General features: G+C 59.1%; 24 protein-coding genes. 9 read left to right on the top strand and 15 right to left on the bottom strand.

Features of this window, described 5'->3' with window-relative positions; translation table 11 throughout:
- Window positions 1–185: 185 nt before the first annotated feature.
- The 6 genes from F3J36_RS11640 to F3J36_RS11615 all read left to right on the top strand — a co-directional run bounded on the left by F3J36_RS11640 (window position 186) and on the right by F3J36_RS11615 (window position 6,565).
- The gene (locus tag F3J36_RS11640) at window positions 186–1,247 is read left to right on the top strand and encodes an ABC transporter substrate-binding protein (protein WP_141496157.1); all 1,062 of its coding nucleotides are present in this window, start codon (window positions 186–188) and stop codon (window positions 1,245–1,247) included.
- A 141-nt stretch (window positions 1,248–1,388) separates the two neighbouring features.
- The gene (locus tag F3J36_RS11635; RefSeq protein WP_058770008.1) at window positions 1,389–2,198 is read left to right on the top strand and encodes an alkaline phosphatase family protein; all 810 of its coding nucleotides are present in this window, start codon (window positions 1,389–1,391) and stop codon (window positions 2,196–2,198) included.
- Window positions 2,198–3,049, top strand: coding sequence for an ABC transporter permease subunit (locus tag F3J36_RS11630; protein WP_021507865.1), 852 nt, complete (start codon window positions 2,198–2,200; stop codon window positions 3,047–3,049). Before F3J36_RS11635 ends, F3J36_RS11630 begins: the two co-directional genes overlap by 1 nt.
- Before the next feature lies 1 nt (window position 3,050).
- Window positions 3,051–3,836, top strand: coding sequence for an ABC transporter permease (locus F3J36_RS11625; protein ID WP_058757571.1), 786 nt, complete (start codon window positions 3,051–3,053; stop codon window positions 3,834–3,836).
- Between the two features lie 2 nt (window positions 3,837–3,838).
- Window positions 3,839–4,831, top strand: coding sequence for an ABC transporter ATP-binding protein (locus tag F3J36_RS11620; RefSeq protein ID WP_166719753.1), 993 nt, complete (start codon window positions 3,839–3,841; stop codon window positions 4,829–4,831).
- Between the two features lie 108 nt (window positions 4,832–4,939).
- A complete protein-coding gene (locus tag F3J36_RS11615; RefSeq protein WP_166719752.1) occupies window positions 4,940–6,565 on the top strand; it encodes a Na/Pi cotransporter family protein in 1,626 nt (541 codons plus the stop codon).
- 81 nt (window positions 6,566–6,646) lie between these two features.
- Here the strand turns inward: F3J36_RS11615 and gntU are convergent, their stop codons facing one another.
- From gntU to gntR, 3 genes are all read right to left on the bottom strand, one after another.
- Entirely contained in the window at window positions 6,647–7,987 is a 1,341-nt protein-coding gene (gene gntU, locus F3J36_RS11610) for a gluconate transporter (RefSeq protein WP_021507994.1), read from the bottom strand.
- Window positions 7,988–7,989: 2 nt separating this feature from the next.
- Window positions 7,990–8,526 (bottom strand): gluconokinase, encoded by a 537-nt coding sequence (gene gntK, locus F3J36_RS11605; RefSeq protein ID WP_010615889.1) that lies wholly within the window; start codon window positions 8,524–8,526, stop codon window positions 7,990–7,992.
- A gap of 141 nt (window positions 8,527–8,667) precedes the next feature.
- Window positions 8,668–9,663, bottom strand: a complete 996-nt coding sequence (gene gntR / locus F3J36_RS11600) for a gluconate operon transcriptional repressor GntR (RefSeq protein ID WP_021507996.1) — start codon at window positions 9,661–9,663, stop codon at window positions 8,668–8,670.
- 347 nt (window positions 9,664–10,010) lie between these two features.
- On the opposite strand from gntR, the gene F3J36_RS11595 reads away from it, so the two are divergent.
- Window positions 10,011–10,514 carry a GNAT family N-acetyltransferase gene (locus F3J36_RS11595; RefSeq protein WP_166719751.1) on the top strand — a complete coding sequence of 168 codons (504 nt, stop codon included), beginning with the start codon at window positions 10,011–10,013 and terminating at the stop codon, window positions 10,512–10,514.
- Between the two features lie 57 nt (window positions 10,515–10,571).
- On the opposite strand, the gene ggt is transcribed toward F3J36_RS11595, so the two are convergent.
- The gene (ggt, locus tag F3J36_RS11590; protein ID WP_021507998.1) at window positions 10,572–12,323 is read right to left on the bottom strand and encodes a gamma-glutamyltransferase; all 1,752 of its coding nucleotides are present in this window, start codon (window positions 12,321–12,323) and stop codon (window positions 10,572–10,574) included.
- A 203-nt stretch (window positions 12,324–12,526) separates the two neighbouring features.
- Between ggt and F3J36_RS11585 the strand changes: the two genes are divergently transcribed.
- On the top strand, window positions 12,527–12,823 hold the full coding sequence (locus tag F3J36_RS11585) for a DUF2756 domain-containing protein (protein ID WP_058780901.1): 297 nt from the start codon (window positions 12,527–12,529) through the stop codon (window positions 12,821–12,823).
- On the opposite strand, the gene ugpQ is transcribed toward F3J36_RS11585, so the two are convergent.
- From ugpQ to F3J36_RS11530, 11 genes are all read right to left on the bottom strand, one after another.
- Complete coding sequence (gene ugpQ, locus F3J36_RS11580; protein ID WP_132465703.1) at window positions 12,820–13,563, bottom strand: glycerophosphodiester phosphodiesterase; 744 nt, start codon at window positions 13,561–13,563, stop codon at window positions 12,820–12,822. The two genes, F3J36_RS11585 and ugpQ, sit on opposite strands and share 4 nt — an antisense overlap.
- Window positions 13,560–14,633, bottom strand: a complete 1,074-nt coding sequence (locus F3J36_RS11575) for a sn-glycerol-3-phosphate import ATP-binding protein UgpC (RefSeq protein ID WP_166719750.1) — start codon at window positions 14,631–14,633, stop codon at window positions 13,560–13,562. Before F3J36_RS11575 ends, ugpQ begins: the two co-directional genes overlap by 4 nt.
- Window positions 14,634–15,476: a sn-glycerol-3-phosphate ABC transporter permease UgpE gene (gene ugpE / locus F3J36_RS11570; RefSeq protein ID WP_021508002.1), complete on the bottom strand. Its 843-nt coding sequence runs from the start codon at window positions 15,474–15,476 to the stop codon at window positions 14,634–14,636.
- Entirely contained in the window at window positions 15,473–16,363 is an 891-nt protein-coding gene (gene ugpA / locus F3J36_RS11565) for a sn-glycerol-3-phosphate ABC transporter permease UgpA (protein WP_166719749.1), read from the bottom strand. Before ugpA ends, ugpE begins: the two co-directional genes overlap by 4 nt.
- Window positions 16,364–16,424: 61 nt before the next feature.
- Entirely contained in the window at window positions 16,425–17,741 is a 1,317-nt protein-coding gene (gene ugpB / locus F3J36_RS11560) for a sn-glycerol-3-phosphate ABC transporter substrate-binding protein UgpB (protein ID WP_021508004.1), read from the bottom strand.
- Window positions 17,742–18,135: 394 nt separating this feature from the next.
- Window positions 18,136–18,849, bottom strand: coding sequence for a high-affinity branched-chain amino acid ABC transporter ATP-binding protein LivF (gene livF / locus F3J36_RS11555; RefSeq protein WP_010615896.1), 714 nt, complete (start codon window positions 18,847–18,849; stop codon window positions 18,136–18,138).
- A gap of 1 nt (window position 18,850) precedes the next feature.
- On the bottom strand, window positions 18,851–19,618 hold the full coding sequence (gene livG, locus F3J36_RS11550) for a high-affinity branched-chain amino acid ABC transporter ATP-binding protein LivG (protein WP_021508005.1): 768 nt from the start codon (window positions 19,616–19,618) through the stop codon (window positions 18,851–18,853).
- Window positions 19,615–20,886: a high-affinity branched-chain amino acid ABC transporter permease LivM gene (locus F3J36_RS11545; RefSeq protein WP_166719748.1), complete on the bottom strand. Its 1,272-nt coding sequence runs from the start codon at window positions 20,884–20,886 to the stop codon at window positions 19,615–19,617. The genes livG and F3J36_RS11545 overlap by 4 nt, the downstream gene beginning before the upstream one ends.
- Window positions 20,883–21,809 carry a high-affinity branched-chain amino acid ABC transporter permease LivH gene (gene livH, locus F3J36_RS11540; protein ID WP_010615899.1) on the bottom strand — a complete coding sequence of 309 codons (927 nt, stop codon included), beginning with the start codon at window positions 21,807–21,809 and terminating at the stop codon, window positions 20,883–20,885. Before livH ends, F3J36_RS11545 begins: the two co-directional genes overlap by 4 nt.
- Before the next feature lie 149 nt (window positions 21,810–21,958).
- Entirely contained in the window at window positions 21,959–23,086 is a 1,128-nt protein-coding gene (locus tag F3J36_RS11535; protein WP_021508007.1) for a branched-chain amino acid ABC transporter substrate-binding protein, read from the bottom strand.
- Window positions 23,087–23,226: 140 nt separating this feature from the next.
- Window positions 23,227–23,400: a hypothetical protein gene (locus tag F3J36_RS11530; RefSeq protein WP_158252660.1), complete on the bottom strand. Its 174-nt coding sequence runs from the start codon at window positions 23,398–23,400 to the stop codon at window positions 23,227–23,229.
- 89 nt (window positions 23,401–23,489) lie between these two features.
- Here F3J36_RS11530 and panM point away from each other — a divergent pair, with 89 nt between their 5' ends.
- Complete coding sequence (panM, locus tag F3J36_RS11525; RefSeq protein ID WP_021508008.1) at window positions 23,490–23,876, top strand: aspartate 1-decarboxylase autocleavage activator PanM; 387 nt, start codon at window positions 23,490–23,492, stop codon at window positions 23,874–23,876.
- The last annotated feature ends 193 nt before the right edge of the window (window positions 23,877–24,069 follow it).

Below are 24,069 nucleotides of genomic sequence, written 5' to 3'. Positions count from 1 at the left end.
TTCGATGACTACAATGTGACAAGGCACATCCCACGCTTTAGCGCGCTGTAACCGCATGTGGAACGACGCGCCACATCCCATTTCAACACCCCGGTCATAAAACCTTCATCTATCCGGGCTACATTGGCTCGGTTCTTGCTGGACTAGACCACGACGACCCACAACTTACACCCGGAGCAATCGAGATGAAAGCGTTTATCTCTTCTGTAGTAGCCAGTGCCGTTCTGCTTGCGCTGCCCGCCGCGCAGGCCGCCGATAACGATGTTGCCGCGCTGGAAAAAGCCGCGCGCGCCGAAGGCCAGGTTAACAGCGTCGGTATGCCTGACACCTGGGCCAACTGGAAAGATACCTGGAACGATCTCAGCACCAAATACGGTCTGAAGCACAGCGATACCGATATGTCTTCGGCGCAGGAGCTGGCGAAGTTTGCCGCCGAGCAGGATAACGCCAGCGCCGATATCGGCGACGTGGGTGCCGCCTTCGGCCCGATTGCCGTCGCCAAAGGCGTGGCGCAACCCTACAAACCGACGCACTGGGATCAGATTCCGGCATGGGCGAAAGACGCCGATGGCAACTGGATGCTGGCCTACACCGGCACCATCGCTTTCCTGATCGACAAGCAGCAGGTGAAAGACGCACCGCACAGCTGGGCCGATCTGAAAAAAGGTAAGTATGTGGTCACTATCGGCGACGTCGGCACGGCTGCTCAGGCGGCAAACGGCGTCCTCGCCGCCAGCTATGCGCTGGGCGGTGACGAGAAGAACATCAAGCCGGCGCTGGCGTTCTTTGGTGAGCTGGCGAAACAGGGCCGCCTTGGCGTGACCGACCCGGTGATCGCCAACATCGAAAAAGGTGAGATTCAGGTCGCCGTGGTGTGGGACTTCAACGGTCTGAACTACCGCGACCAGATTGATAAAAATCGCTACGAAGTGGTGATTCCGTCGGACGGGTCGGTGACTTCTGGCTATACCACCATTATCAACAAATACGCCCGCCACCCGAACGCGGCGAAGCTGGCGCGTGAATACATTCTGTCGGATGAGGGCCAGATCAACCTGGCGAAAGGCTATGCGCGCCCGATTCGCGCCGAGCATTTAACGCTGCCGGCGGACGTGCAGGCCAAGCTGCTGCCGCAGTCGGAATATAAAAATGCCCGTCCGATCAAAGATCAGGCTGCCTGGGATAAGACCTCAAAACTGCTGCCGCGCCTGTGGCAGGAGAATGTGGTTATTAACATGAAGCAGTAACGCAGACGTTTTGCCAGTCGCACATACCGTAGCGGCGCGATGTATCGCGCATCCGTTTTCCGGCAATGCGCAATACATTGCGCCGGTACCTATCACCAATTTTTACAGGGTGCGCATTCATGCGCACCTGAGGGAGCGGGGATGAAAACAATCCTGGTGGTACTCGATGGGCTGAGTAATCAGGTGGCGCAGCACGCCATGGGCTATCTGTTTGCCGAATGCAAACAGGGCAACGGCCACTATTACACGCTGACCTGCGAACTGCCGTCGCTGTCACGTCCGCTGTACGAATGCATTCTGACCGGCATTCCGCCGGTGCGCAGCGGCATCATTCACAACGGCGTCAATCGCCTGAGCAATCAGCGCAGCATCTTCCACTATGCGCGCGACGCCGGACTCACTACCGCCGCTGCCGCTTATCACTGGGTGAGCGAACTGTATAACCGCTCGCCGTTCAACGCCGCGCGCGATCGCCACACTAACGCGCCCGACCTGCCGATCCAGTACGGCCATTTCTACTGGGACGACGGTTATCCCGATTCGCACCTGTTCGAGGATGCCGAAAGCCTGCGCCTGCAGCACGATCCCGATTTCCTGCTGATTCACCCAATGAACATCGACGATGCCGGGCACAAGCACAGCCTGTCATCACCGCAGTACCGTAACCGGGCACGAATGGCGGATGGCTATCTGTCGCAGTGGATGCCCGGCTGGCTGGCCGCCGGTTATCAGGTGATTGTCACCGCCGATCACGGCATGAACGACGATCGCTCGCACGGCGGTATTCTGCCGGAAGAGACGCAGGTGCCGCTGTTTGTTTTTGGCCGCGGCTTCTCGCTGCAGCCCGACCTTGAGCCGCAGCAAACCGACCTGTGCGGCACCGTCTGCACCCTGCTCGGCGTCCCGCACGACAAACCGCTGTGTCGCGGTCTGCTGGCGGAGCCGCGCTGATGAAGGGCAAAACCCTGGCCTCGCTGCTGCTGCTGCCGTTCGTACTGTTCTGGATCGCCTTCCAGCTCGCGCCGCTGCTGTGGATTGCCATCAACAGCTTCTGGAGCGATATCAACGAGCGCTGGGGCATCGATAACTACAGCGATATCCTCACTTCACCGTTCTACCTGCAGGCCTTTCGCCTGTCGCTGGATATTTCGCTGTGGTCGAGCGTTTACGGCCTGCTGATCGCGCTGCTTGCCGGTTATTCGCTGCACAAGCTCGGCACCGGGCGTTTTCAGCGCTTTTTGCTGTCGTTCACCAATATGACCAGCAACTTCGCCGGCGTGCCGCTGGCCTTCGCCTTTGTCATCCTGCTCGGACTCAACGGCTGCCTGACGCTGCTGCTGCGCCACTACGGCTGGCTGGACAGCTTTAAGCTGTTTTCGCGCGACGGCATGGTGCTGGTTTACACCTGGTTCCAGATTCCGCTCGGTATTCTGCTGCTCTACCCGGCGTTTGACGGGCTGCGGAAAGACTGGGAAGAGTCGGCGGCACTGCTCGGTGCCAGCCGCTGGCGCTACTGGTGGCACATCGGCCTGCCGATTCTGTTTCCGGCACTGCTCGGCACCTTTGTAATTTTGCTGGCCAACGCGCTGGGCGCCTACGCCACCATTTATGCGCTGACCACCGGCAACTTCAACGTGGTGCCGGTGCGCATCGCCGCGCTGGTGTCAGGCGATATCTCGCTCGATCCCAATACCGGCGGCGCGCTGGCGATGCTGCTGGTGCTGATTATGGCGCTGATTACCGTGGTGCAGCAGTATCTGGTGCGTCGCAGCTATCTGCATGCCCGCGTACAGGAGTCCTGACATGTCTCGCGTCGAAAAACTCTACCATCGCCTGATTGTCTGGCTGCTGCTGATTGTGCTCGCCGCACCGCTGCTGGCGACGCTGCTGTACGGCATCTCCAGCGAGTGGAGCGATACCATTCTGCCGCAGGGCTTTACCCTGAAGTGGCTGACGCAGCTGTGGAGCGATCCGCGCTTCCTCACCGCGCTCGGTCATTCACTGCTGATCTGCGTGGGTGCGCTGCTGTTCTCCCTGCTGCTGGTGCTGCCTGCGATGTTTGTAATCGCTTACTACTATCCAAAACTGGACGCGGTGATGAACGTGCTGATTCTGATGCCGTTTGCCGTGCCGCCGGTGGTCTCGTCGGTCGGGCTGCTGCAGCTCTACTCCTCGGGCCCGCTGATGCTGACCGGCACGCCGTGGATTCTCATCGGCTGTTACTTCACCATTGCGTTGCCGTTTATCTACCGCGCCATTGCCAACAACATGCAGGCCATCAACCTGAAAGAGCTGATTGACGCGGCTCATCTGCTGGGCGCCAGCACCTGGCAGGCAGCCCTGTTTGTGGTGCTGCCAAATCTGCGCAAAGGGGTGTTCATTGCCGTGCTGCTCTCCTTCTCGTTTCTGATTGGTGAGTTTGTCTTTGCTAACCTGCTGGTCGGCACCCGCTATGAAACGCTGCAGGTTTATCTCTACAACATGCGCAACGGCAGCGGGCATTTCACCAGCGCGCTGGTGATCTCTTATTTTGCGGTTGTCCTGCTGGTCACCTGGCTGGCCAATGCCCTCAATCCTGAACGAGGCTGACCATGAGTTACCTGAACGTTACCCAACTGAATAAAAGTTATGGCCCCACCACCATTTTTGAAAACATCGATTTCAGCGCCGACGAAGGTGAGTTTGTCACCCTGCTCGGCCCGAGCGGCTGCGGCAAGTCAACGCTGCTGCGCTGCATCGCCGGCCTGACCGATGTCGACAGCGGCACCATTCTGCTGCAGGGCCAGGATCTGGTGCCGCTGCCGCCGCAGAAACGTACCATTGGCATGGTGTTCCAGAGCTATGCGCTGTTTCCCAATATGACGGTAGAGAAGAATGTCGCCTTTGGCCTGAAGATGCAGAAACTGCCCGCCGGTGAGATTCAGCAACGCGTGATGGAAGCGCTGGCGCTGGTGGAACTGACCGACTTCGCGCGCCGCTATCCGCACCAGCTGTCGGGTGGTCAGTGTCAGCGTGTGGCGCTGGCGCGTTCGCTGGTGACGCGGCCACGCCTGCTGCTGCTGGATGAACCGCTGTCGGCGCTGGACGCCCGCATTCGCCGCCATCTGCGCGAGCAGATTCGCCACATTCAGCAGGAGCTGAAGCTGACCACCATTTTTGTCACCCACGATCAGGAAGAGGCGCTGACGCTGTCGGACCGTATTGTGCTGATGAATCGCGGTCGCATTGTGCAAAACGGCAACGCGGAAACGCTCTATACCCAGCCGGTGGATCTGTTCGCCGCGGGCTTTATTGGTAACTACAACCTGCTAAGTGCCGAACAGGCAATGCAGCTGACCGGCCAGCCGTTCAGCAGCCAGGTGGCGATTCGTCCGGAATCCATCCAGCTGTGCGCACCGCAGGCAGGCATCGCGGCCACTATTCTGAGCCATAGCCTGCTCGGGAACGTGATCCGCTATCGCGTGCTGGCGAATCAGGTCGAGTTGTCGGTAGATGTGCTCAACCGCAGCGTGGCAGATTTACACCCCGCCGGCATGCAGATTGGACTACAGTTAGAGATGTCGACGTTGCGCCAGGTCGCTTAAATTAAACGAAAAATTGGCAACGCAGCGCGACGCAGGTATTTATCGGCTGTGCTTATCGCCAGGCAGGCAGCCGCCTGTTTTCTGCCTGGCGCATAGGAGCCTTTATTCGTGCTAACCCTGCTTAACCTTCTCTCCGCCGTCGCCCTGCTGGTATGGGGCACCCATATTGTCCGCACCGGCGTGATGCGCGTGTACGGTGCCGATCTGCGTCGCGTGTTAAGCCGCAGCGTGGAAAAAAAGCCGATGGCGTTTCTTGCCGGGATTGGCGTTACCGCGCTGGTGCAGAGCAGTAACGCCACCACGTTATTAGTCACCTCGTTTGTGGCGCAGAATCTGGTCAGCCTGACGCCCGCGCTGGTGGTGGTGCTGGGAGCCGACGTCGGTACTGCCATCATGGCGCGCATCCTGACCTTCGATCTCTCCTGGCTGTCGCCGCTGTTTATCTTTTTTGGCGTGGTATTTTTCCTCAGCCGCAAACAGACGCGCGCTGGCCAGATCGGACGTGCGGCCATCGGCCTCGGGCTGATTCTGCTGGCGCTGCAGCTGATTGTCGCCGCCGCCAAACCCATCACGCAGGCCGCTGGCGTACAGGTGCTGTTCTCCACGCTGACCGGCGATATCATGCTGGATGCGCTGATTGGCGCGGTTTTCGCCATCATCAGCTACTCCAGCCTGGCCGCAGTGCTGATTACCGCCACGCTGACCGCCACCGGCGTTATCTCGTTCAAAGTGGCGCTGTGTCTGGTGATTGGCGCTAACCTCGGCAGCGGCTTGCTGGCGATGATCAACGCCAGCGGATCCAATGCTGCCGGCAAGCGGGTGGCGCTTGGTAGCCTGTTGTTCAAGCTGATTGGCAGCATCGTTATTTTGCCGTTTGTCGATTACATCGCCGACCTGCTGGATAAGCTGCCGGTTAACGATGAAGAGATGGTGATCTTCTTCCACGTGTTCTACAACCTGGTGCGCTGTCTGGTGATGGTGCCGTTTGCCGAACCGATGGCGCGCCTGTGCCGCCGCATGATCGCCGACGATGCGGAAAACCAGACCCATCTCAAACCTAAGCACCTCGACAGCAGCGCGCTGGATACCCCGGCGCTGGCGCTGGCCAACGCGGCGCGGGAGACGCTGCGCATTGGCGATGTGGTGGAGCAGATGCTGGAGAGCTTCAACAAGGTGGTGATGGGCGAACTGCGCGAGGAGCGCGCAGCGCGGCGGCTGGATGATGATGTGGACGTGCTGTACACCGCCATTAAGCTCTATCTGGCGCGCATGCCGAAGGAGGACCTGGCGGAAGAGGATTCACGCCGCTGGGCCGAGGTGATTGAGATGGCGCTGAATCTGGAGCAGGCAGGCGACATTATCGAACGCATGAGCGCCGACGTAGCGGACAAGTCGCTGCAGGCGCGCCGGGCGTTTTCGCCGGAAGGGCTGGAAGAGCTGAATTCGCTGCAGGAGCAGGTGTTAAGCAACCTGCGCCTGAGCCTGTCGGTGTTTCTGTCGCACGACGTCACCAGCGCGAAGCGCCTGCGCCGTGCCAAGCACCGTTTCCGCATCCTGATTCGCCGTTATTCCCACGCCCACGTCGAGCGCCTGCACCGGCAGAATGTGCAAAGCATCGAAACCAGTTCGCTGCATTTAGGTTTGCTGGGAGATATGAAGCGCCTGAATTCGCTGTTCTGTGCGGTGGCGTACACCGTGCTGGATCAGCCGGACGATGAGCGCGAGGTGGATTAATCATTTTTACAACGCGCGATAAATCGCGCCGCTACAGGCTGTGCATTAATCTGTAACGGCGCAATTTATTGCGCATTGCCATTACGACAACAAACTAAACGCGATCATCCCGACGATAGCGCCGGTGGTGCCGAGAATCGTCTCCATCAGCGTCCAGGTCTTCAGCGTCTCGCCTTCGGTGGCACCGGTGAAGCGGCCGAACAGCCAGAAACCGGCATCGTTGACGTGGCTGATAATAATCGAGCCGCCGCCAATGCAGATCGACAGCGCCGCCAGCTGCGCGCCGCTGTAATGCAAGGGTTCAATCACCGGCATCACCAGCCCGACGGTGGTTAAACAGGCCACCGTGGCCGAGCCCTGAATCACCCGAATCGCGCCGGAGAGAATAAAACAGGCCAGCGCAATCGGCATGCCGGCACCGGTCAGCGCGTGGCCCAGCACCGGGCCAACGCCGGAATCCACCAGCACCTGTTTGAACACGCCGCCCGCACCAATCACCAGCAGAATAATCCCCGCCGGCTGCAGCGCACTGCCGCATACCTGCATCACCTTCTCTTTATCCATGCCCTGACGGTAAGCCAGGCCGTAAATCGCTACCAGCAGCGCCAGCAGGATGGCGGTAAACGGATGGCCGATAAACTCCAGCCACGCATACAGACGTGAATCCGGTGTGGTAAAGCGCGCGCCGATGGTTTTCAGCCCGACCAGCAGCAGCGGGAACAAAATCAGCGACAGGCTAAAGCCAAACGACGGCAGTTGGCCCTCGCTGACGTCCGGCTGATGATCTTCCGGCGGCGCACTGAACGTCACATGGCGCGCAATCAGGTTGCCGAACAGCGGACCGGCAATCAGCATGCCGGGAATCGCCGCGCACAGCCCCAGCAGGATCATCCAGCCAAAGTCAGCGTGCATCTGCGCCGCCAGCAGCATCGGTGCCGGTCCGGGCAGCAAAAAGGCAGCCGCGGCGGCGACGCCGGCAAACAGCGGGATCACCAGTTTGACCAGATTATCGTGGGTGCGGCGTGCCACAGCGAAGGCGATGCTGATCAACAACACTACGGCCACTTCAAAGAACAGCGGCAGCGCACAGATCAGCCCGGCAATGCCCATCGCATAGTGCGCGCGCCGTTCGCCAAAGGTTTTCAGCATGCGAATGGCGATCTGATCGACCGCACCGGTTTCGTGCAGAATTTTGCCGAACATGGCGCCCAGCGCCACCACAATGGCGAGAAAGCCGAGCGTGCCGCCCATGCCTTTTTGCATGGTCTCGGCAATTTTATCCAGCGGCATACCGGAGAACAGACCGGCACCCATCGACACTAACATCAGGGCGACAAAGGCGTGCATCCGCGCTTTCATCACCAAAAACAGCAGCAGCAGGACAGAGCCTGCTGCGGTTAACACCAGCGTTGCGGTACTCATGACTAGCCCTTGTTGATTGCGCCCTCGATGGTCGCAACCGTGGCCGCAACTACCTCATCCAGTGAGTGATTGATATCGACAACCAGCACATCCGGCTCGTCGGCACCCGGTTCCTGCAGGGTTTCAAACTGTGTCACCAGCATCTGCGGTTTGAAGAAGTGGCCTTTGCGCGCCTTGAGACGAGACTCAATGGTGGCAAAATCGCCCTTCAGATAGATGAATTTCAGGTTGTGATTGCCCTGACGCAGGATGTCGCGATAGGACTTTTTGAGCGCTGAACAGACGATAATCGAGATCGCCTGGGTGCGCTGCATCGCGAACGCCGCATCATTCAGCGCCTGCAGCCACGGCTGGCGATCGTCGTCGTTCAGCGGATGGCCTTCCGCCATTTTGGTGATGTTGCTGCGCGGATGCAGGAAATCACCATCCAGAAACGCGGTGCTGAGCTGATGAGACACCTGATTGGCGACGGCAGACTTTCCGCTGCCGGAAACACCCATCAGGATAAAGACGTGGTGCGATGGAGATGGCGTGGTCATGGTTTTGCGCTCCGGCAGGTTAAGCTGCCAATGTTACCGATAACAATTTTGATTGCCATTGTCCGAGCGCGCTCAGACGCTGGCAACCCTTGTCAGGCGGAAAAGCACGAAAGTGTGAACTGACTCAAAAAATCGCCAAAATCAGATGCTGCCACCTTCGGCAATCTCAAAACCGACATCCAGCGGTGCGGTCACGCTGCGATCGCCGCCAATCCGCGCCAGCAGCATGGCGGCTGATTCACGCCCCATGCGTTCGCGTGGCGTCAGCACCGTAGCCAGCCGCGGATTGACCACCTGCGTGATGTCGTGGCCGTGAAAGCCGGCGATCGCCATCTGCTCCGGCACGCGCAGCCCCTGGCGCTGGCACTCAAACATCGCGCCTACCGCCAGGTCATCATTGGTACAGAACAGGCTGTCAGTGTGCGGATAGCGCTTCTGCGCCTCGCGCAGCAGCTGGGCACCGGCGCTGAAGGAGGAGGCATCTTCCATCATGACGCTGTGTGGCGTCAGCCCGGCTTCGCGCATCGCCTGTTCGTAGCCCTGCTGCTTTTGCAGCGTACGCTCATCGAGGCGCGCGCCCAGATAGACGGTGTGACGATGGCCTTTCCTGAGGATAGCATGCGTCATCTGCCGCGCCGCCTCGACGTTGTCGAAGCCCACGGCCATATCAAGACACGGCGTGACGCAATCCATCATTTCGATCACCGGAATGCCCGCCACTTCCAGCATGCGCAGCGTGCCCGGCGTATGGGAACGTTCGGTGAGGATCACGCCATCAATGTTCCAGCCCAGCAGCGAACGCAGCTGCAGCTCCTCTTTGTGCGGGTTGTAGCCGAAGTGCGCCACCAGCGTCTGATAGCCCGCTTCATCGGTCACGGTTTCAATGCCGCGCAGCACGTCGGCAAATACCTGGTTGGTGAGCGAGGGTAGCAGCACGCCAATCGCGCGGCTGGTGGCGTTAGAGAGCATGTCGGGCGCACGGTTGGGGATATAGCCGAGTTCATCCAGCGCCACGGCGATTTTGTCGCGCAGCGCCGCAGAGACCTGATCGGGGTTCCGCAGGTAGCGGCTGACGGTCATTTTTGTGATGCCGACGCGATCGGCAACATCCTGTAATACCGGTCTTTTCTTCTTCATCGTGTGCGCCTGAGGTCAGAGATACGCTGAGTTTATCATTTTTTTGTCATGTTATGCCGTTGCGGCCACGGAAGGAGAAGAGGGATTAAGTGCCGAGGACGGCGTTCGCCTGAGGCGCAGGCAAAAAAAAAGCCAGCACCCGAGCTGGCTAAGAAACACTGGAAGCAATGTGAGCAATGTCGTGCTTACCCGGTTTGTCAGGAGACGCTGCCGGATTCGCGCTGACAATAATAATCATTATCATTCGCGTCTGTAAAGCCCTTTCCCGATTTTTTTACCGTTGACGTTGCGCGCGAATTCCCTGATGTTAAAGGGGATTTCATTCACTGAGTGCAAGGAGCTGCTTTATGAGTCAGGTTACTGTTCGTCACGCAACGCCCGAAGATGCCGCCGTTCTGACGCGTATCTATAGCCAGCCGGAAACTCAGGCGGGCACGCTGCATCTGCCGTATCAGTCACCGTCACTCTGGCAGGAGCGGCTCGCGAATCCCCGTCCCCATGTCACCATGCTGGTGGCCTGTATTGACGGGCAGGTTGTCGGTCAGCTGACGCTGGAAGTTATGGCGGTGGCACGCCGCCGTCACTGCGCCACTATCGGCATGGGCGTTGATCCGGCATTCCATCGGCGCGGCGTGGGTAAAGCGCTGATGGCGGCGATGGTGGATCTGTGCGACAACTGGCTGCAGGTCACGCGAATTGAACTGACGGTATTTGCGGATAACCACCAGGCCATGGGTTTGTATCAGCAGTTTGGTTTTGAGATTGAAGGTACCGCCAGAGGTTTCGCGGTCCGCGACGGCCAGATGATCAATACGCATTACATGGCGCGTCTGAAAGGGAATGCGCGATGAATCGCGCCGCTACCGGCCAATGCACGGTGAGGTAGCGGCGCAATTTATTGCGCGACGTTAATACCCGGCACTCAAATCATCCACCGAGCGCGGGTCGGACGCGCCGTAGCGCATGCCGTCCGGGCCAATCATGATGCTCTGCGTGCTGCCCATCGCCGGCAGCACTTTGACATGCTGACCTTTAGCTTCCAGCAGACGCAGCGTATCCGGGCTGAAGCCCTTCTCGACGCGCAGCTGATCCGGCAGCCACTGGTGATGGAAGCGCGGCGCATTGGTGGCTTCCGCCACGTTCATACCGAAATCGATACTGTTCACCACCATTTGCAGCACGGTGGTGATAATCCGACTGCCGCCCGGGCTGCCGGTCACCAGCCAGGTTTTACCGTCTTTCGCCACAATGGTTGGCGACATCGATGACAGCGGACGTTTGGCCGGCTGGATCGCGTTCGCCTCACCGCCCACCAGGCCATAAACGTTTGGCGTGCCCGGCTTGGCAGAGAAATCATCCATTTCATTGTTCATCAGAATGCCGCTGTTACCGGCCACCACGCCGCTGCCAAAGTAGGTGTTCAGCGTGTAGGTCACCGCCACCGCGTTGCCGTCTTTATCCACCACCGAGAAGTGGGTGGTTTGATTGCTCTCGTACGGTGCCAGCTTGCCGGGCTTGATGTCGGCTGAGGGGCGCGCCTTGTTAACGTCAATCTGCTGGGCCAGCGTTTTGGCGTAGGCTTTGCTGGTCAGCGCCTGCTGTGGCACCTTAACGAAGTCGGGATCGCCGAGATACTCGGAGCGGTCGGCGTAGGCATATTTTTCCGCTTCGGCCATAACCTGCATCGCGTCCGCGCTACCGAAGCCCCATTTCGCCAGATCGAAGTTTTCCAGGATATTGAGGATCTGCACGATATGAATGCCACCGGACGACGGTGGCGGCATGGAGAACACCTCGTAGCCACGGTAGCTGCCGCTTACCGGCTTGCGTTCCACTGCGCGGTAGGCCGCCAGATCCGCCTTGCCAATCAGTCCGCCGTGCTGCGCCATTTCGGCAGCGATCTCATCGGCAATTTTGCCTTTGTAGAAAGCATCCGGCCCCTGTTGGGCAATCAGCTGCAGGCTGTGCGCGAGGTTTTTCTGCACCAGGCGATCGCCCTTCTGGTAAGGCTGACCGTCGGCTTTGTAGAAAATGGCGCGACTGTTGTCGTGGTTGATCAGGTTCTCTTTACCGTAGGTAGCGAGATCGTCAGCCAGCGCATCGTTAACGATGATGCCGTCGCGCGCCAGCTTGATCGCCGGCGCCAGCAGCGTGCTAAGCGGCAGCGTGCCGTACTTTTGCGCTGCCAGGGCAAAACCGGCTACGGTTCCCGGCGTGCCGGAAGCCAGATGAGAAGTGAGTGATAACTTACTATCCGCATTGCCCTGCTTATCCAGGAACATATCGCGCGAGGCACGCGCCGGCGCCATCTCGCGGAAATCGATGGCGGTGGTGCGGCCGGCAGCGGTGCGCAGCAGCATAAAGCCGCCGCCGCCCAGGTTGCCCGCCTGCGGGTGAGTGACCGCCAGCGCAAAGCCCACCGCAATCGCTGCATCTACCGCGTTACCCCCTTGTTTGAGGATATCGACGCCCACCCGGGTTGCCATGGCGTCCACTGACGCAACCATTCCGTGCTGCGCTTTCACCGGGTGAAAGGTGTCGCTGTCGACGCCATATGACACCGGCGGTGCGCTGGCTGGCGCCGCCTGCGCCCCCTGCACCACGGTAAAACTCATTAACAGCGCCCAGCCGAACTGGCGCACACCGTTATGTATCCTCATCCCGCCACCATCCTTTCAGTTGTTTACATTTGTTATTGATTGCTGCAAGTGTTTGCAAATACTGTAAAAAAGATAGCAGTTAAGCCAAATTAGGTGCACTCCTGGTTTTGGGGTTTGTGATATCGCATAAACTTATGGTTGCGGCGGTTGCTGCCGGGTGGCGAGCAACCTCACACAGCAGGCCGCACTGATGGAGGAACACCATGAAAAAATGGCTGATTGTTATCGCGGCACTGATGCCGCTGAGCGGCATGGCGAACATGCTGAACAACACTAACCAACCGAATCAACCCGGCTATAACCCAAGCCAGCAGCGGATGCAGACGCGCATGCAGATCCAGCAGCAGCAACAGCAGCAGCAGTTGCGTCAGGATCAGCAGCAGCAAAATCAGGAGATGCAGCGTAAGCTGCAGGAGCGGCGCGATAGCGCCCGGCAGCGCGTGATTCAGTCGCAGCCGGGCCAGCAGAACAGCAATGCGCAGACGCAGTACGGCAATTAACGGAAGTCCGGGCCGATAGCATCAATGCGATCGGTACAGATGGCATCCACGCCCCAGCTCAGCAGCTCGCGCGCCCGCGCGGGCTGATTCACGGTATACACCAGAATACGCAGACCGGCGGCTTTAAGCGCGGCGGTGCGTCCGGCGTCCAGCAAGCGATGATTTAAATGGATGGAGACGCAGTCGAGCGCGGCGGTCAGCGCCTGCCAGTCGTCGTGCCACTCATCCAGCAGCAGGCCGCGCGGCAGCTCCGGCGCGGCCTGCATCGCCGCTTCCAGCGCCGCGTACGAGAACGAGGACAGCAGCGGTGCCGTTTGTCCCTGCCACAGCGTTCGTGCGGCCAGCGCTACATCACGTCCGGTTTCCACCTCGGTACCGCTGCTGGGTTTGATCTCAATGTTGGCCATCATCCGATGCTGGCGGCAGCGCGCGGCCACCTCGCTCAGCAATGCCAGCGGCTCACCGTCAAATTCACGGCTAAACCAGCTGCCGGCATCCAGCTGCGCCAGCTGCTGCCACGGCAGATCGCCCGCCACGCCCCAGCCATTGCTGGTGCGGTCCAGCGTGTCATCGTGCAGCAGGAAAATCTGCTTATCCTGTGACAGTTTGGCGTCGAATTCGATCATGGTATGACCGTAGTGCGCGCCGACATCAATCGCCGCCAGGGTATTTTCCGGGGCCAGCTTGCCGCCGCCGCGATGCGCAACAATGTGCGGATAGGGCCAGTTTTTTACACTCATTCCAGACGCTTTCCATGGGTAGAATCGAAGAAGTGTAACGCATCTGGCGGCAGTTGTAGCCACAGGCTGCTGCCAGCCTGCGGCCGCTCGCTGTGCGGCAAACGCACCACCAGCCGCGTGTTGCCAATGTGACCATGCGCAAGATTGTCCGCGCCGAGGATCTCCAGCGTATCCACCACCAGCGGCACACCGCCGGCCTCACGGTTGCTGAGCTGAATATGCTCGGGACGAATGCCGAGCGTCAGCGGACGGTTGGCCCATCGCGCTTTGCCTGCGCCGAGCGGCAGGCTGTTGAGCGCGTCGAGCGTAAAGCGCGAGCCATCGCTGTTGATCTGACCGGGTAGCAGGTTCATCGCCGGCGCGCCGATGAACGACGCAACAAACTGACTGGCCGGACGCTCATACACCTCCACCGGCGTGCCCACCTGCTCCACCACGCCTTTATTCATCACCATCACGCGCTGCGCCAGCGTCATGGCTTCAACCTGATCGTGCGTGACGTACAGGCTGGTGGTTTTCAGCCGGCGGTGCAGTTGCTGCAGCTCCAGACGCATCTGCACGCGCAGGCGCGCATCCAGGTTCGACAGCGGCTCATCAAACAGAAACACCGCCGGTTCCCGCACGATGGCGCGGCCCATGGCCACGCGCTGACGCTGGCCGCCGGAGAGCTCGCGCGGACGGCGCTGCAACAGGTGATCAAGCTCCAGACTGCGCGCCGCATCCATCACCCGCTGGGTAATCTGTTCCTTGCCCATGCCGCGGATCTTCAGGCCGTAAGCCATGTTCTCTCCCACCGTCATGTGCGGGTAGAGCGCGTAATTCTGGAATACCATGGCGATGCCGCGATCTTTCGGCTCCATGTCGGTGACGCGCCGATCATCGATGTAGATATCGCCCGACGTGACGCGCTCCAGCCCGGCCACCATGCGCAGCAGCGTCGATTTTCCGCAGCCGGACGGGCCGACCATCACCATAAACTCACCGTCATTGATGGTGATGTTCAGCGGCTGAATGATTTGGTTTTTGCCGTCATACGATTTCGTAACGGTCTGAAGGGTTACCGCTGCCATCTATTTCTCACTCTCCACCAGGCCACGCACAAAAGCGCGCTGCATCACAAGCACCACCACCACCGGTGGGATCAGGGTTAATAACATCGCCGCCATCACTTCGTTCCACTGCGTCGGACCGCCGCTGGTGTTGATCATACTTTTCACCCCCGCCACGGCAGTGCTCAGGCCGGCATCGTTGATGATCAGCAGCGGCCACAGATACTGGTTCCAGCCGTAAATAAAGGTGATGACAAACAGCGCGGCGAGATTGGTTTTTGACAGCGGCAGCACGATATCCCAGAAAAAACGCATCGGGCTGGCGCCGTCAATGCGCGCCGCTTCAATCAGCTCATCCGGCAGCGACATAAAAAACTGGCGGAACAGGAACGTGGCGGTCGCGGAGGCCATCAGCGGCAATGTCAGACCGCTGTAACTGTCCAGCATGTGCAGCGTGGAGATCACCTCCACCGTCGGGAAAATACGCACTTCTACCGGCAGCATCAGGGTGATGAAGATCAGCCAGAAAAACAGCGTGCGCAGCGGAAAACGAAACCATACCAGCGCAAAAGCTGAGAGCATCGACACCGTGATTTTGCCCACGGTGATGCCCAGCGCCATGATCAGGCTGTTCAGCATCATCAGGCCAAACGCCGCGCTGCCGTTGACGCCATCGCGCCAGATGTGGGTGATGTTGTCGATGAGATGCGGGCCCGGCACCAGCGTCATCGGTACCTGATACACCGCGTTGTTATCCAGCGTCGCGGCGACAAACGCCACGTACAGCGGGAACAGAATGGTCAGCACCCCCAGCGCCAGCAGCGTGTGGGCGAAGATATCCAGCCCGCGTCGATTTTCAATCATTGGTATTGCACCTTACGCTCGACAAAGCGGAATTGCAGAATGGTCAGGCCGATAACCAGCAGCATCAGCACCATCGACTGCGCGGCGGACGACGAGAGATCGAGTCCGGTGAAGCCTTCGCGGTAGATTTTGTAGATCAGCGTGGTGGTGGCCTGTACCGGCCCGCCACCGGTGGCGGCATCAATCACCGGGAAGGTGTCGAAAAAGGCGTAAACCAGATTCACCACCAGCAGGAAAAAGCTGACCGGCGTAATCAGCGGCAGCGACAGATTAAAGAAACGGCGCACCGGTCCGGCACCGTCAATCGCCGCGGCTTCCACCAGCGATTTAGGAATGGACTGCAGCGCGGCAAAGAAAAACAGGAAGTTGTAGCTCATTTGCTGCCAGATCGACGCTAATACAATCAGGAACATCGCCTGACCGCTGTTCTGCGCATAGTTCCAGTTGTAGCCAAGCTGGTTCAGCAGATGGCTGAACAGCCCCAGCCCCGGATTGAACAGGAACATCCACAGCACCGCCGCAACTACCGGCGCCACCGCATAGGGCAGCAACAGTAGCGTCTGATAGAGCTTTTTCAGCCGGATAACGTAATCCACCAGCGCCGCCAGCAGCAGCGAGAACGTCATACCGCATACTGTCACCAGCGCGCTAAACACGAGGGTGGTCCAGAACGAATCAAGGTAGTAGTCGTCACTGAACAGCCGGCGGAAGTTATCAAGGCCAACAAAGGTGCTGGAGATGCCAAACGGATCGATGCTTTGCAGCGAGTACCACAGCGCCTCTCCGGCGGGCCAGAGAAAAAAGATCGCGGTGATCGCCAGCTGCGGGGCCACCAGCAGATACGGCAACAAACGGGCGCGGAAAACCGGACGTGATGATGAAGACATAGCAGGCTCGTCAGAAAGAGACAGCGGGACGGACTTACCCGTCCATCCCGCCATTACGGAGTTACTTCACTTGCTGTTCAAAGCGACGCAGCAGTTCGTTGCCGCGTTTCACCGCGTTGTCCAGCGCTGCCTGTGGCGACTGTTTGCCAGTCCACACGCCTTCCAGCTCTTCGTCGACGATGGTACGAATCTGCGGCATGTTGCCCAGACGCATCCCTTTGGTGAACGGCAGCGGATCTTTATTCAGCATCTGCCGCGTGGCGATGTCCGCGCCCGGGTTTTTGTCATAGAAGCCCTGCTGTTTGGTCAGCTCATAAGCCGCGGTGGTGATCGGCAGATAACCGGTTTTCTGGTGCCATTCTGCCGCGATATCCGGCTGGGCGAGGAACTTCATGAACTCCGCCGCGCCTTTGTACGTCGCTGCATCTTTGCCTTTCATCACCCACAGGCTGGCGCCACCGATAATGGCGTTCTGTGGTGCGTTCGGCACGGTGTCATCGTACGGCATCATGCCCACGCCAAAGTTGAATTTGGCGTAATGCTTAATGTCGGCCAGCGAACCGGATGAGGCGGTGGTGATACCGCAGTCGCCGTTGTAGAACTTGGACGTTGACTCGTCTTTACGGCCAAAGTAGGTGAAATCACCTTTCTTATTCATCTCTTCCAGCAGCTGGATGTGGCGCACCTGCACGGGTTTGTTGAACTCCAGCACCGCGTCGGTACCGTCAAAGCCGTTGTTTTTGGTGGCAACCGGCAGGCCATGCCAGGCGCTGAAGTTTTCGATCTGAATCCAGCCCTGCCAGCCGCTGGCATAGCCGCAGCTCATGCCGGCTTTACGCAGCGCGGCGGCATCCTGCGCCAGCGCCTGCCAGGTTTTCGGTGGCTGATCCGGGTTAAGACCGGCTTTTTTGAACGCGTCTTTGTTGTAGTACAGCACCGGCGTGGAACTGTTGAACGGCTGCGAGATCAGCTGGCCGTTGCTGTCGCTGTAGTAACCGGCAACGGCAGGAACAAACTGTTTCGGGTCCATCGGCACGCCGGCGTTTTTAAACACTTCATGCACCGGCACGATGGCTTTAGAGGCCATCATGGTGGCGGTGCCCACTTCGTAAACCTGCAGAATGGCCGGTGCCTTACCGCTGCGCACCGCAGCGATACCCGCGGCCAGGCTCTGCTCGTAGTTGCCTTTGTAGGTCGGAACGATTTTGTAATCCGGGTGAGCCTGGTTAAAACGCTGTGCCAGAGAATCGACTTCTTTGCCTAACTCGCCTTCCATGGAGTGCCAGAAAGGGATTTCAGTAGCAGCCAGCGCATTACCGCTGATCGCCAGACCGAGCAGCAGACTCATCAGGCGGGGACGAAGCGTAAAAGCGGACATAAGGGTTTCCTGTGCTTGTGGCGCGCGCGATATCACGCATTTTTTGTTCGCGAAGTAACATGACACGAGGAAATGACGGAAAAATAACAGGATTATGACGGGAATGTGACGGGGTTAGTGCGCGCTGATGCCCTCACCCCGGCCCTCTCCCACGGGGAGAGGGAGATGAAAGGCCGTGCGCGCTGATGCCCTCACCCCGGCCCTCTCCCACAGGGAGAGGGAGATGGAAGGCCGTGCGCGCTGATGCCTTCTTGTGCAGGGCGAGAGAAGTCCGGGAGGATGTCAGGATAGCAACCTGGCCTGAAAAACGCTGCTGTACGGTTCCCTCTCCCGCGTGCGGGAGAGGGTTAGGGTGAGGGCAAATCACCGCACCCACGTCATGACCACAGCCAGGTCAGGCGCCTAAATACGCGCTTCTCACCGCTTCATTGGACAACAACGCTTCACCGCTATCCTCCAGCACCACGTGACCGTTCTCCAGCACGTAGCCGCGATCGGCCAGCTTCAGTGCCTGGTTGGCGTTCTGCTCGACGAGGAAGATGGTCATGCCCTCTTTACGCAGCTGTTCGATGGTGTCGAAAATCTGCTGGATAATGATCGGCGCCAGACCCAGCGACGGCTCGTCCAGCAGCAGCAGGCGCGGCTGGCTCATGAGCGCGCGGCCAATCGCCAGCATCTGCTGCTCACCGCCGGACATGGTGCCGGCGCGCTGCACTTTGCGCTCCGCCAGCCGGGGGAACAGCTGATAAACGCGCTCAATGCGCTCCTGATACTGCTGACGCGTCGCGAAAAAGCCGCCCATCGCCAGGTTCTCTTCCACCGTCATGCGCGAAAATACGCGCCGGCCTTCCGGTACGATGGCAATCGCTTCACGCATGATTTTTGCCGTCTGCCAGTCGGTAATGGTTTTGCCATCAAAGGTGATGGTGCCGCTGGTGGCGCGCGGCTCGCCACACAGCGTACCGAGCAGCGTGGTTTTACCCGCGCCGTTAGCGCCAATCAGCGTCACGATTTCGCCCTGACTGATATGCAGATTAATGTTATGCAGTGCCTGGATCGGGCCGTAGTGCGCACTGACACCCTGTAAAGTTAAAATCGGGTTCGCCATGTTACGCCTCACCTAAATAAGCACGGATCACATCCGGGTTGTTACGCACTTCTTCCGGCGTACCGTTGGCCAGCGGCGTTCCCTGGTTCACCACATAAATGCGGTCAGAAATGCCCATCACCAGTTTCATATCGTGTTCAATCAGCAACACCGTCACCTTGTGTTCGCCGCGCAGTTCAGCGATCAGCTCATCCAGCTCGTGCGTTTCGCGCGGGTTGAGGCCGGCCGCCGGTTCGTCGAGCATCAGGATTTCCGGGCGCGTCACCATGCAGCGGGCGATCTCCAGCCGGCGCTGCTGGCCGTAAGCCAGATTGCCGGCCTGGCGGTTAGCCAGCTCCAGCAGGCCAATGCGCTCCAGCCAGCTGGCCGCGCGGTCCAGCGCTTCGCTCTCGCCGCGCCGGAACGCCGGGGTTTTAAACAGCCCGGAGAACACGCCGCTTTTCAGATGCTGATGCTGCGCCACCAGCAGGTTTTCAATCACCGTCATCTCACGGAACAGGCGCACGTGCTGGAAAGTTCGCACCACGCCCATGCGCGCAATCTTCTGCCCCGGCAGGCCCTGCAATGGCTGATCGCGCAGTTTGATGGTGCCGCCCGTTGGCTTATAGAAACCGGTCAGGCAGTTGAATACCGTGGTTTTCCCCGCCCCGTTCGGGCCAATCAGCGAGACGATCTCCTGCGGATGCAGTTCCAGCGCCACGTTGTTGACGGCCAGCAGGCCGCCGAAGCGCATCATCAGGCCTTCAACGGCTAATAAAGGCTGACTCATGCCTGCTCTCCTTGTTTTGCCTGTTTCAGCTTCAGGTGCGGACGCTTCATCGGCAGCAGCCCCTGCGGACGCCAGATCATCATCAGCACCATCAACCCACCGAGCACCAGCATGCTGTACTCGTTCAAATCACGCATCAGCTCGCGCGACACCACCAGCAGAATCGCGGCCAGGATCACCGCCAGCTGCGAACCCATGCCGCCCAGCACCACAATCGCCAGCACAAACGCGGACTCGACAAAGGTGAAAGATTCCGGGCTGACAAAGCCCTGACGCGCGGCAAACAGCGTACCGGCGAAACCGGCGAACACCGCGCTGATGGTAAAGGCCGTCAGCTTGATGCGCGTTGGGCTGAGACCGAGCGAACGGCAGGCGATCTCATCTTCACGCAGCGCTTCCCACGCGCGCCCCAGCGGCATGCGCAGCAGACGATTGATGACGAAGAGCGTCAGCACCACCAGCAGCAGCGCCACCAGATAAAGGAAAATCACGCGGTGATTGGGATCGTACGCCAGACCCGTCAGATCGTGGAAGGTGGTCCAGCCGCCTTCACTGACGCGCCGGCCAAATTCAATACCAAACAGGCTCGGCTTGGGGATCTGCGCGATTCCATTGGGACCGCCAGTGATTGATGTGCTGTTCAGCAGCAGAATACGCACGATCTCACCAAAGCCGAGCGTCACAATCGCCAGATAGTCACCGCGCAGCCGCAGCACCGGGAAGCCCAGCAGGAGGCCAAAGGCACCGGCAACAATGCCGGCCAGCGGCAGACTTTCCCAGAAGCCAAAACCGTAATAGTGATTCAGCAGCGCAAAGGTGTAAGCACCGATGGCGTAAAAGCCGCCGTAACCCAGCACCAGCAGGCCGGACAGGCCCACTACCACATTCAGGCCGAGGCCGAGCATCACGTAGATCAGCGTCAGGGTGGCGATATCCACGCTGCCGCGCGACACGAAGAAGGGCCAGGCGACGGCGGCAATAATCACCAGCAGCATCAGCAGCTTTTGTTTTGGTGTCGAACCGTCAAAACCCGGCAGCACCAGCCCTTTGCCACTGCGTTTGAGCTTGCCCTGCAACAGCGGACGCAGCAGCTGGAACACAAACACCACTGCGCAGCCGAGGAAGATCCAGTTCCAGCGCACGGCGCCCGCATTCGCCACCACCAGTTTGGTGCCGTCGAGATCGAGGCGCATACCCATAAAGAAGCTGGCGAGCACCAGCAGCATCACCGTGGAGACCACGGCGTTAACCAGACCGAGGCGTTTCATACTTTCTCCACCTCCGGACGGCCCAGGATACCGGTTGGCATCACCAGCAGCACCACGATCAGCAGCGCGAACGACACCACGTCTTTATATTCGGTCGACAGATAGGCTGACGTCAGCGCTTCCGCAATGCCCAGCACCAGGCCGCCAATCATCGCGCCCGGAATGCTGCCGATGCCGCCCAGTACCGCCGCGGTAAAGGCTTTCATGCCGGCCATAAAGCCGATGAACGGGTTGATGGAGCCGTAAAACTGCCCCAGCAGCACGCCAGCCACGGCCGCCATCGCTGCGCCGATCACAAAGGTCAGCGAGATCACGCGGTCAGTGTTAATGCCCAGCAGGCTGGCCATTTTCAGATCTTCAGCGCAGGCGCGGCAGGCGCGGCCCATGCGCGAATAACGAATGAACAGCGTCAGCGCCAGCATCGCGAGGAAGGTGACGACCCAGATAACCAGCTGCATGGTGGTGAGCGTGGCGGCAAAGCCGTTGCTCTCACCCAGCGTCCACTGGCCGGTGATCAGGCTGGGCAGCGCCAGATCGCGCGAGCCCTGCGTCAGGCTGACGTAGTTCTGCAGAAAGATCGACATACCAATCGCCGAGATCAGCGCGATCAGGCGTTTGGAGGAGCGCACCGGCTTATACGCCACGCGCTCGATGCTCCAGCCGTAGGCGCTGGAGATAATCACCGCCATCACGAACCCGGCGGCAATCATCAGCCACGAGGTGTCGATACCCATCATCATCAGGGCGGCAATCACGATAAAGGAGACATAGCTGCCGATCATGTATACCTCGCCGTGGGCGAAGTTGATCATGCCGATGATGCCGTAAACCATGGTGTAACCGATGGCGATCAGCGCGTAGGTGCTCCCGAGGGTGACCCCGTTGAACATCTGCTGAATGAAATAGAGAAACTGCTCGGACATAGTGAGGACCTGCATGTAAACGGGAAATCCCCGGTGCGTTCGGCACCGGGTTAGGGTGTGGCACCGCGTCGCAGCGCCTCATTCAGCGCGTGCGCGCGGTGCCACACCCTGCCCTCGCCCATCGGGAGAGGGACAATTCAGGAGCGTGCTTACTTAACTGCGGTAGAAGAACCGTCTTTGTGCCATTTGAAGACGCCAAATTCGAAGCCCTTCAGATCGCCCTTCTGGTCCCAGCTCAGGTTACCCATCACGGTGGGCACCGGCGCACCCTCTTTCAGGTTTTTAGCAATCGCATCAGGCTCATCGCTTTTGCTGCGCTCAATGCCCGCCACCAGTGACTGAATAGCCGCATAGGTGGTCCAGACGAACGGGCCGGTTGGATCTTTGCGGTTTGATGCGCTGTTGGCTTTGATCGCGTCCACAATCGCTTTGTTGTCTGGCAACTGGTCGTAGCGCTTCGGCAGCGTCACGTACAGGCCTTCAGAGGCGTCACCCGCGATGTTAGACAGGGAAGCGTTGCCGACCCCTTCTGGTCCCATAAAGCCGGCTTTCAGACCGGCGGTTTTGGCCTGACGCAGAATCTGGCCCAGTTCCGGGTAGTAACCGCCGTAGTAAACGAAGTCGACGTTCTCTTTCTTCAGGCGCGCAATCAGCGTGGAGAAGTCTTTATCGCCAGCGGTGATCCCTTCGAACAGCACCACGTTGCCGCCTTTCGCCTTCAGGGTTTTCTGCACGGATTCCGCCAGGCCCTGACCGTACTGCTGCTTGTCATGCACCACGGCAATACGTTTTGGTTTGATCTGATCGAGGATGTAGTTGGCAGCGGTCGGGCCCTGATCGGAATCCAGACCGGTGGTACGCATCACGTCGGCATAGCCGCGCGCGGTCAGTTCAGGCGCAGTAGCCGCCGGGGTGATCATCAGAATGCCTTCATCGTTATAAATGTCTGATGCCGGCTGAGTGGAGGAGGAGCACAGGTGGCCGATAACGTATTTGATGCCGTCATTGACCACTTTGTTGGCCACCGCAACCGCCTGTTTCGGGTCACAGGCGTCGTCATATTCTACGCCGACCAGCTTGTCGCCGTTTACGCCGCCTTTGGCGTTGATGTCCTTGATCGCCTGGGCCGCACCGGTGAACTGCATGTCACCGTACTGCGCCACCGGGCCGGTTGCCGCACCGACAATCGCAATTTTGATGTCTTTCGCCAGTACCGCATGGCTCATCGCCAGCGCTACGCAACCCGCCAGTAATGCGCGTCCTTTACTCATTTTCATGCGAACTTCCCCATCTGTTGTGTCGTGTCTGTTGTGATTGGTTATTTATCTGCCAGTCAAAGAGCAAAACTGATTTGAGAATAATGAGTTAGCGCTCTTTTCTGGCATTTTTTGTTAAGAAGGCTTTATTTTTCAGGTTATTAAACAGGAACTTTCTTCTGTAAATCAACTGACATATTCAGTAAAAGCTGACGAGAACAGCAGATTACTCTGGTTTTTATGGCCGGTTTTTCACCACCAGGCCAGCGCGTTATGCTGGCTTTTTCAGCGATCGATGCTGGCTTACTCCACAATCCTGGCAAAGTGGCTGGCATTTGACCTCTTTTCATCGCAAAAAAGTGACAGCGCTCTGACTGTCTAAATTCGCTACACTAAGGCCTTTCTGCCAGTACAGGTAAGGGTTATGAAGCTCACTATTCAGCGCATCAGCACGCTGACGCCGCAGGATCGACTGGATTTAGCCAAAGTCTGGCCGCAGCAGGATATCGCGCAGCTGGAAGCCAGCCTCAGTGAAGCGCAGCGGCTGTATGCAGCGCGCTTTAACGATCGCCTGCTTGGGGCGCTGCGGCTGGAGATTCGCGGCACGCTGGGCAAGATTACGCAGCTGGAAGTGCGTGAAGTTACGCGGCGGCGCGGCGTAGGGCAGTATCTGCTGGAGGAGACGATAGCGCAGAACAGCGCGCTGGATCACTGGTGGGTTGCCGATGACGGGGAAGACGATCAGCGCGTACGCGCGGCGTTTATGCAGGCGTGTGGTTTCCGCGCGCAGAGCGACGGGTGGGTGCGTTAAGCGGCGATTTTACGCCGTGCAGAGCGGTGCGCATGAATACATATGTGGCGCAGGAGCGTGATTAACGGTGCGCATGAAGGTACGACCGGGCACATGGGTAACAGATCAGACCGGGCACACAGGTAACACTTTTTGTGGTCAGTCGATCCGGATAATACGCTTTTCTGCCCGGTCATAATACGCAAGGATGAGC

This window comes from Pantoea sp. Cy-640 (assembly GCF_011752635.1).
Lineage (GTDB): Bacteria > Pseudomonadota > Gammaproteobacteria > Enterobacterales > Enterobacteriaceae > Pantoea > Pantoea dispersa.
The sequence above is the reverse complement of the archived record's forward strand: the minus strand, read 5'-3'. Positions and strand labels throughout refer to the sequence as shown.

Coding starts and splice junctions, on each gene's coding strand:
- F3J36_RS11640 (WP_141496157.1), top strand. CDS start 186: ATGAAAGCGTTTATCTCTTCTGTAGTAGCCAGTGCCGTTCTGCTTGCG.
- F3J36_RS11635 (WP_058770008.1), top strand. CDS start 1,389: ATGAAAACAATCCTGGTGGTACTCGATGGGCTGAGTAATCAGGTGGCG.
- F3J36_RS11630 (WP_021507865.1), top strand. CDS start 2,198: ATGAAGGGCAAAACCCTGGCCTCGCTGCTGCTGCTGCCGTTCGTACTG.
- F3J36_RS11625 (WP_058757571.1), top strand. CDS start 3,051: ATGTCTCGCGTCGAAAAACTCTACCATCGCCTGATTGTCTGGCTGCTG.
- F3J36_RS11620 (WP_166719753.1), top strand. CDS start 3,839: ATGAGTTACCTGAACGTTACCCAACTGAATAAAAGTTATGGCCCCACC.
- gntU (WP_021507994.1), bottom strand. CDS start 7,987: ATGAGTACCGCAACGCTGGTGTTAACCGCAGCAGGCTCTGTCCTGCTG.
- gntK (WP_010615889.1), bottom strand. CDS start 8,526: ATGACCACGCCATCTCCATCGCACCACGTCTTTATCCTGATGGGTGTT.
- gntR (WP_021507996.1), bottom strand. CDS start 9,663: ATGAAGAAGAAAAGACCGGTATTACAGGATGTTGCCGATCGCGTCGGC.
- F3J36_RS11595 (WP_166719751.1), top strand. CDS start 10,011: ATGAGTCAGGTTACTGTTCGTCACGCAACGCCCGAAGATGCCGCCGTT.
- ggt (WP_021507998.1), bottom strand. CDS start 12,323: ATGAGGATACATAACGGTGTGCGCCAGTTCGGCTGGGCGCTGTTAATG.
- F3J36_RS11585 (WP_058780901.1), top strand. CDS start 12,527: ATGAAAAAATGGCTGATTGTTATCGCGGCACTGATGCCGCTGAGCGGC.
- ugpQ (WP_132465703.1), bottom strand. CDS start 13,563: ATGAGTGTAAAAAACTGGCCCTATCCGCACATTGTTGCGCATCGCGGC.
- F3J36_RS11575 (WP_166719750.1), bottom strand. CDS start 14,633: ATGGCAGCGGTAACCCTTCAGACCGTTACGAAATCGTATGACGGCAAA.
- ugpE (WP_021508002.1), bottom strand. CDS start 15,476: ATGATTGAAAATCGACGCGGGCTGGATATCTTCGCCCACACGCTGCTG.
- ugpA (WP_166719749.1), bottom strand. CDS start 16,363: ATGTCTTCATCATCACGTCCGGTTTTCCGCGCCCGTTTGTTGCCGTAT.
- ugpB (WP_021508004.1), bottom strand. CDS start 17,741: ATGTCCGCTTTTACGCTTCGTCCCCGCCTGATGAGTCTGCTGCTCGGT.
- livF (WP_010615896.1), bottom strand. CDS start 18,849: ATGGCGAACCCGATTTTAACTTTACAGGGTGTCAGTGCGCACTACGGC.
- livG (WP_021508005.1), bottom strand. CDS start 19,618: ATGAGTCAGCCTTTATTAGCCGTTGAAGGCCTGATGATGCGCTTCGGC.
- F3J36_RS11545 (WP_166719748.1), bottom strand. CDS start 20,886: ATGAAACGCCTCGGTCTGGTTAACGCCGTGGTCTCCACGGTGATGCTG.
- livH (WP_010615899.1), bottom strand. CDS start 21,809: ATGTCCGAGCAGTTTCTCTATTTCATTCAGCAGATGTTCAACGGGGTC.
- F3J36_RS11535 (WP_021508007.1), bottom strand. CDS start 23,086: ATGAAAATGAGTAAAGGACGCGCATTACTGGCGGGTTGCGTAGCGCTG.
- F3J36_RS11530 (WP_158252660.1), bottom strand. CDS start 23,400: ATGCCAGCCACTTTGCCAGGATTGTGGAGTAAGCCAGCATCGATCGCT.
- panM (WP_021508008.1), top strand. CDS start 23,490: ATGAAGCTCACTATTCAGCGCATCAGCACGCTGACGCCGCAGGATCGA.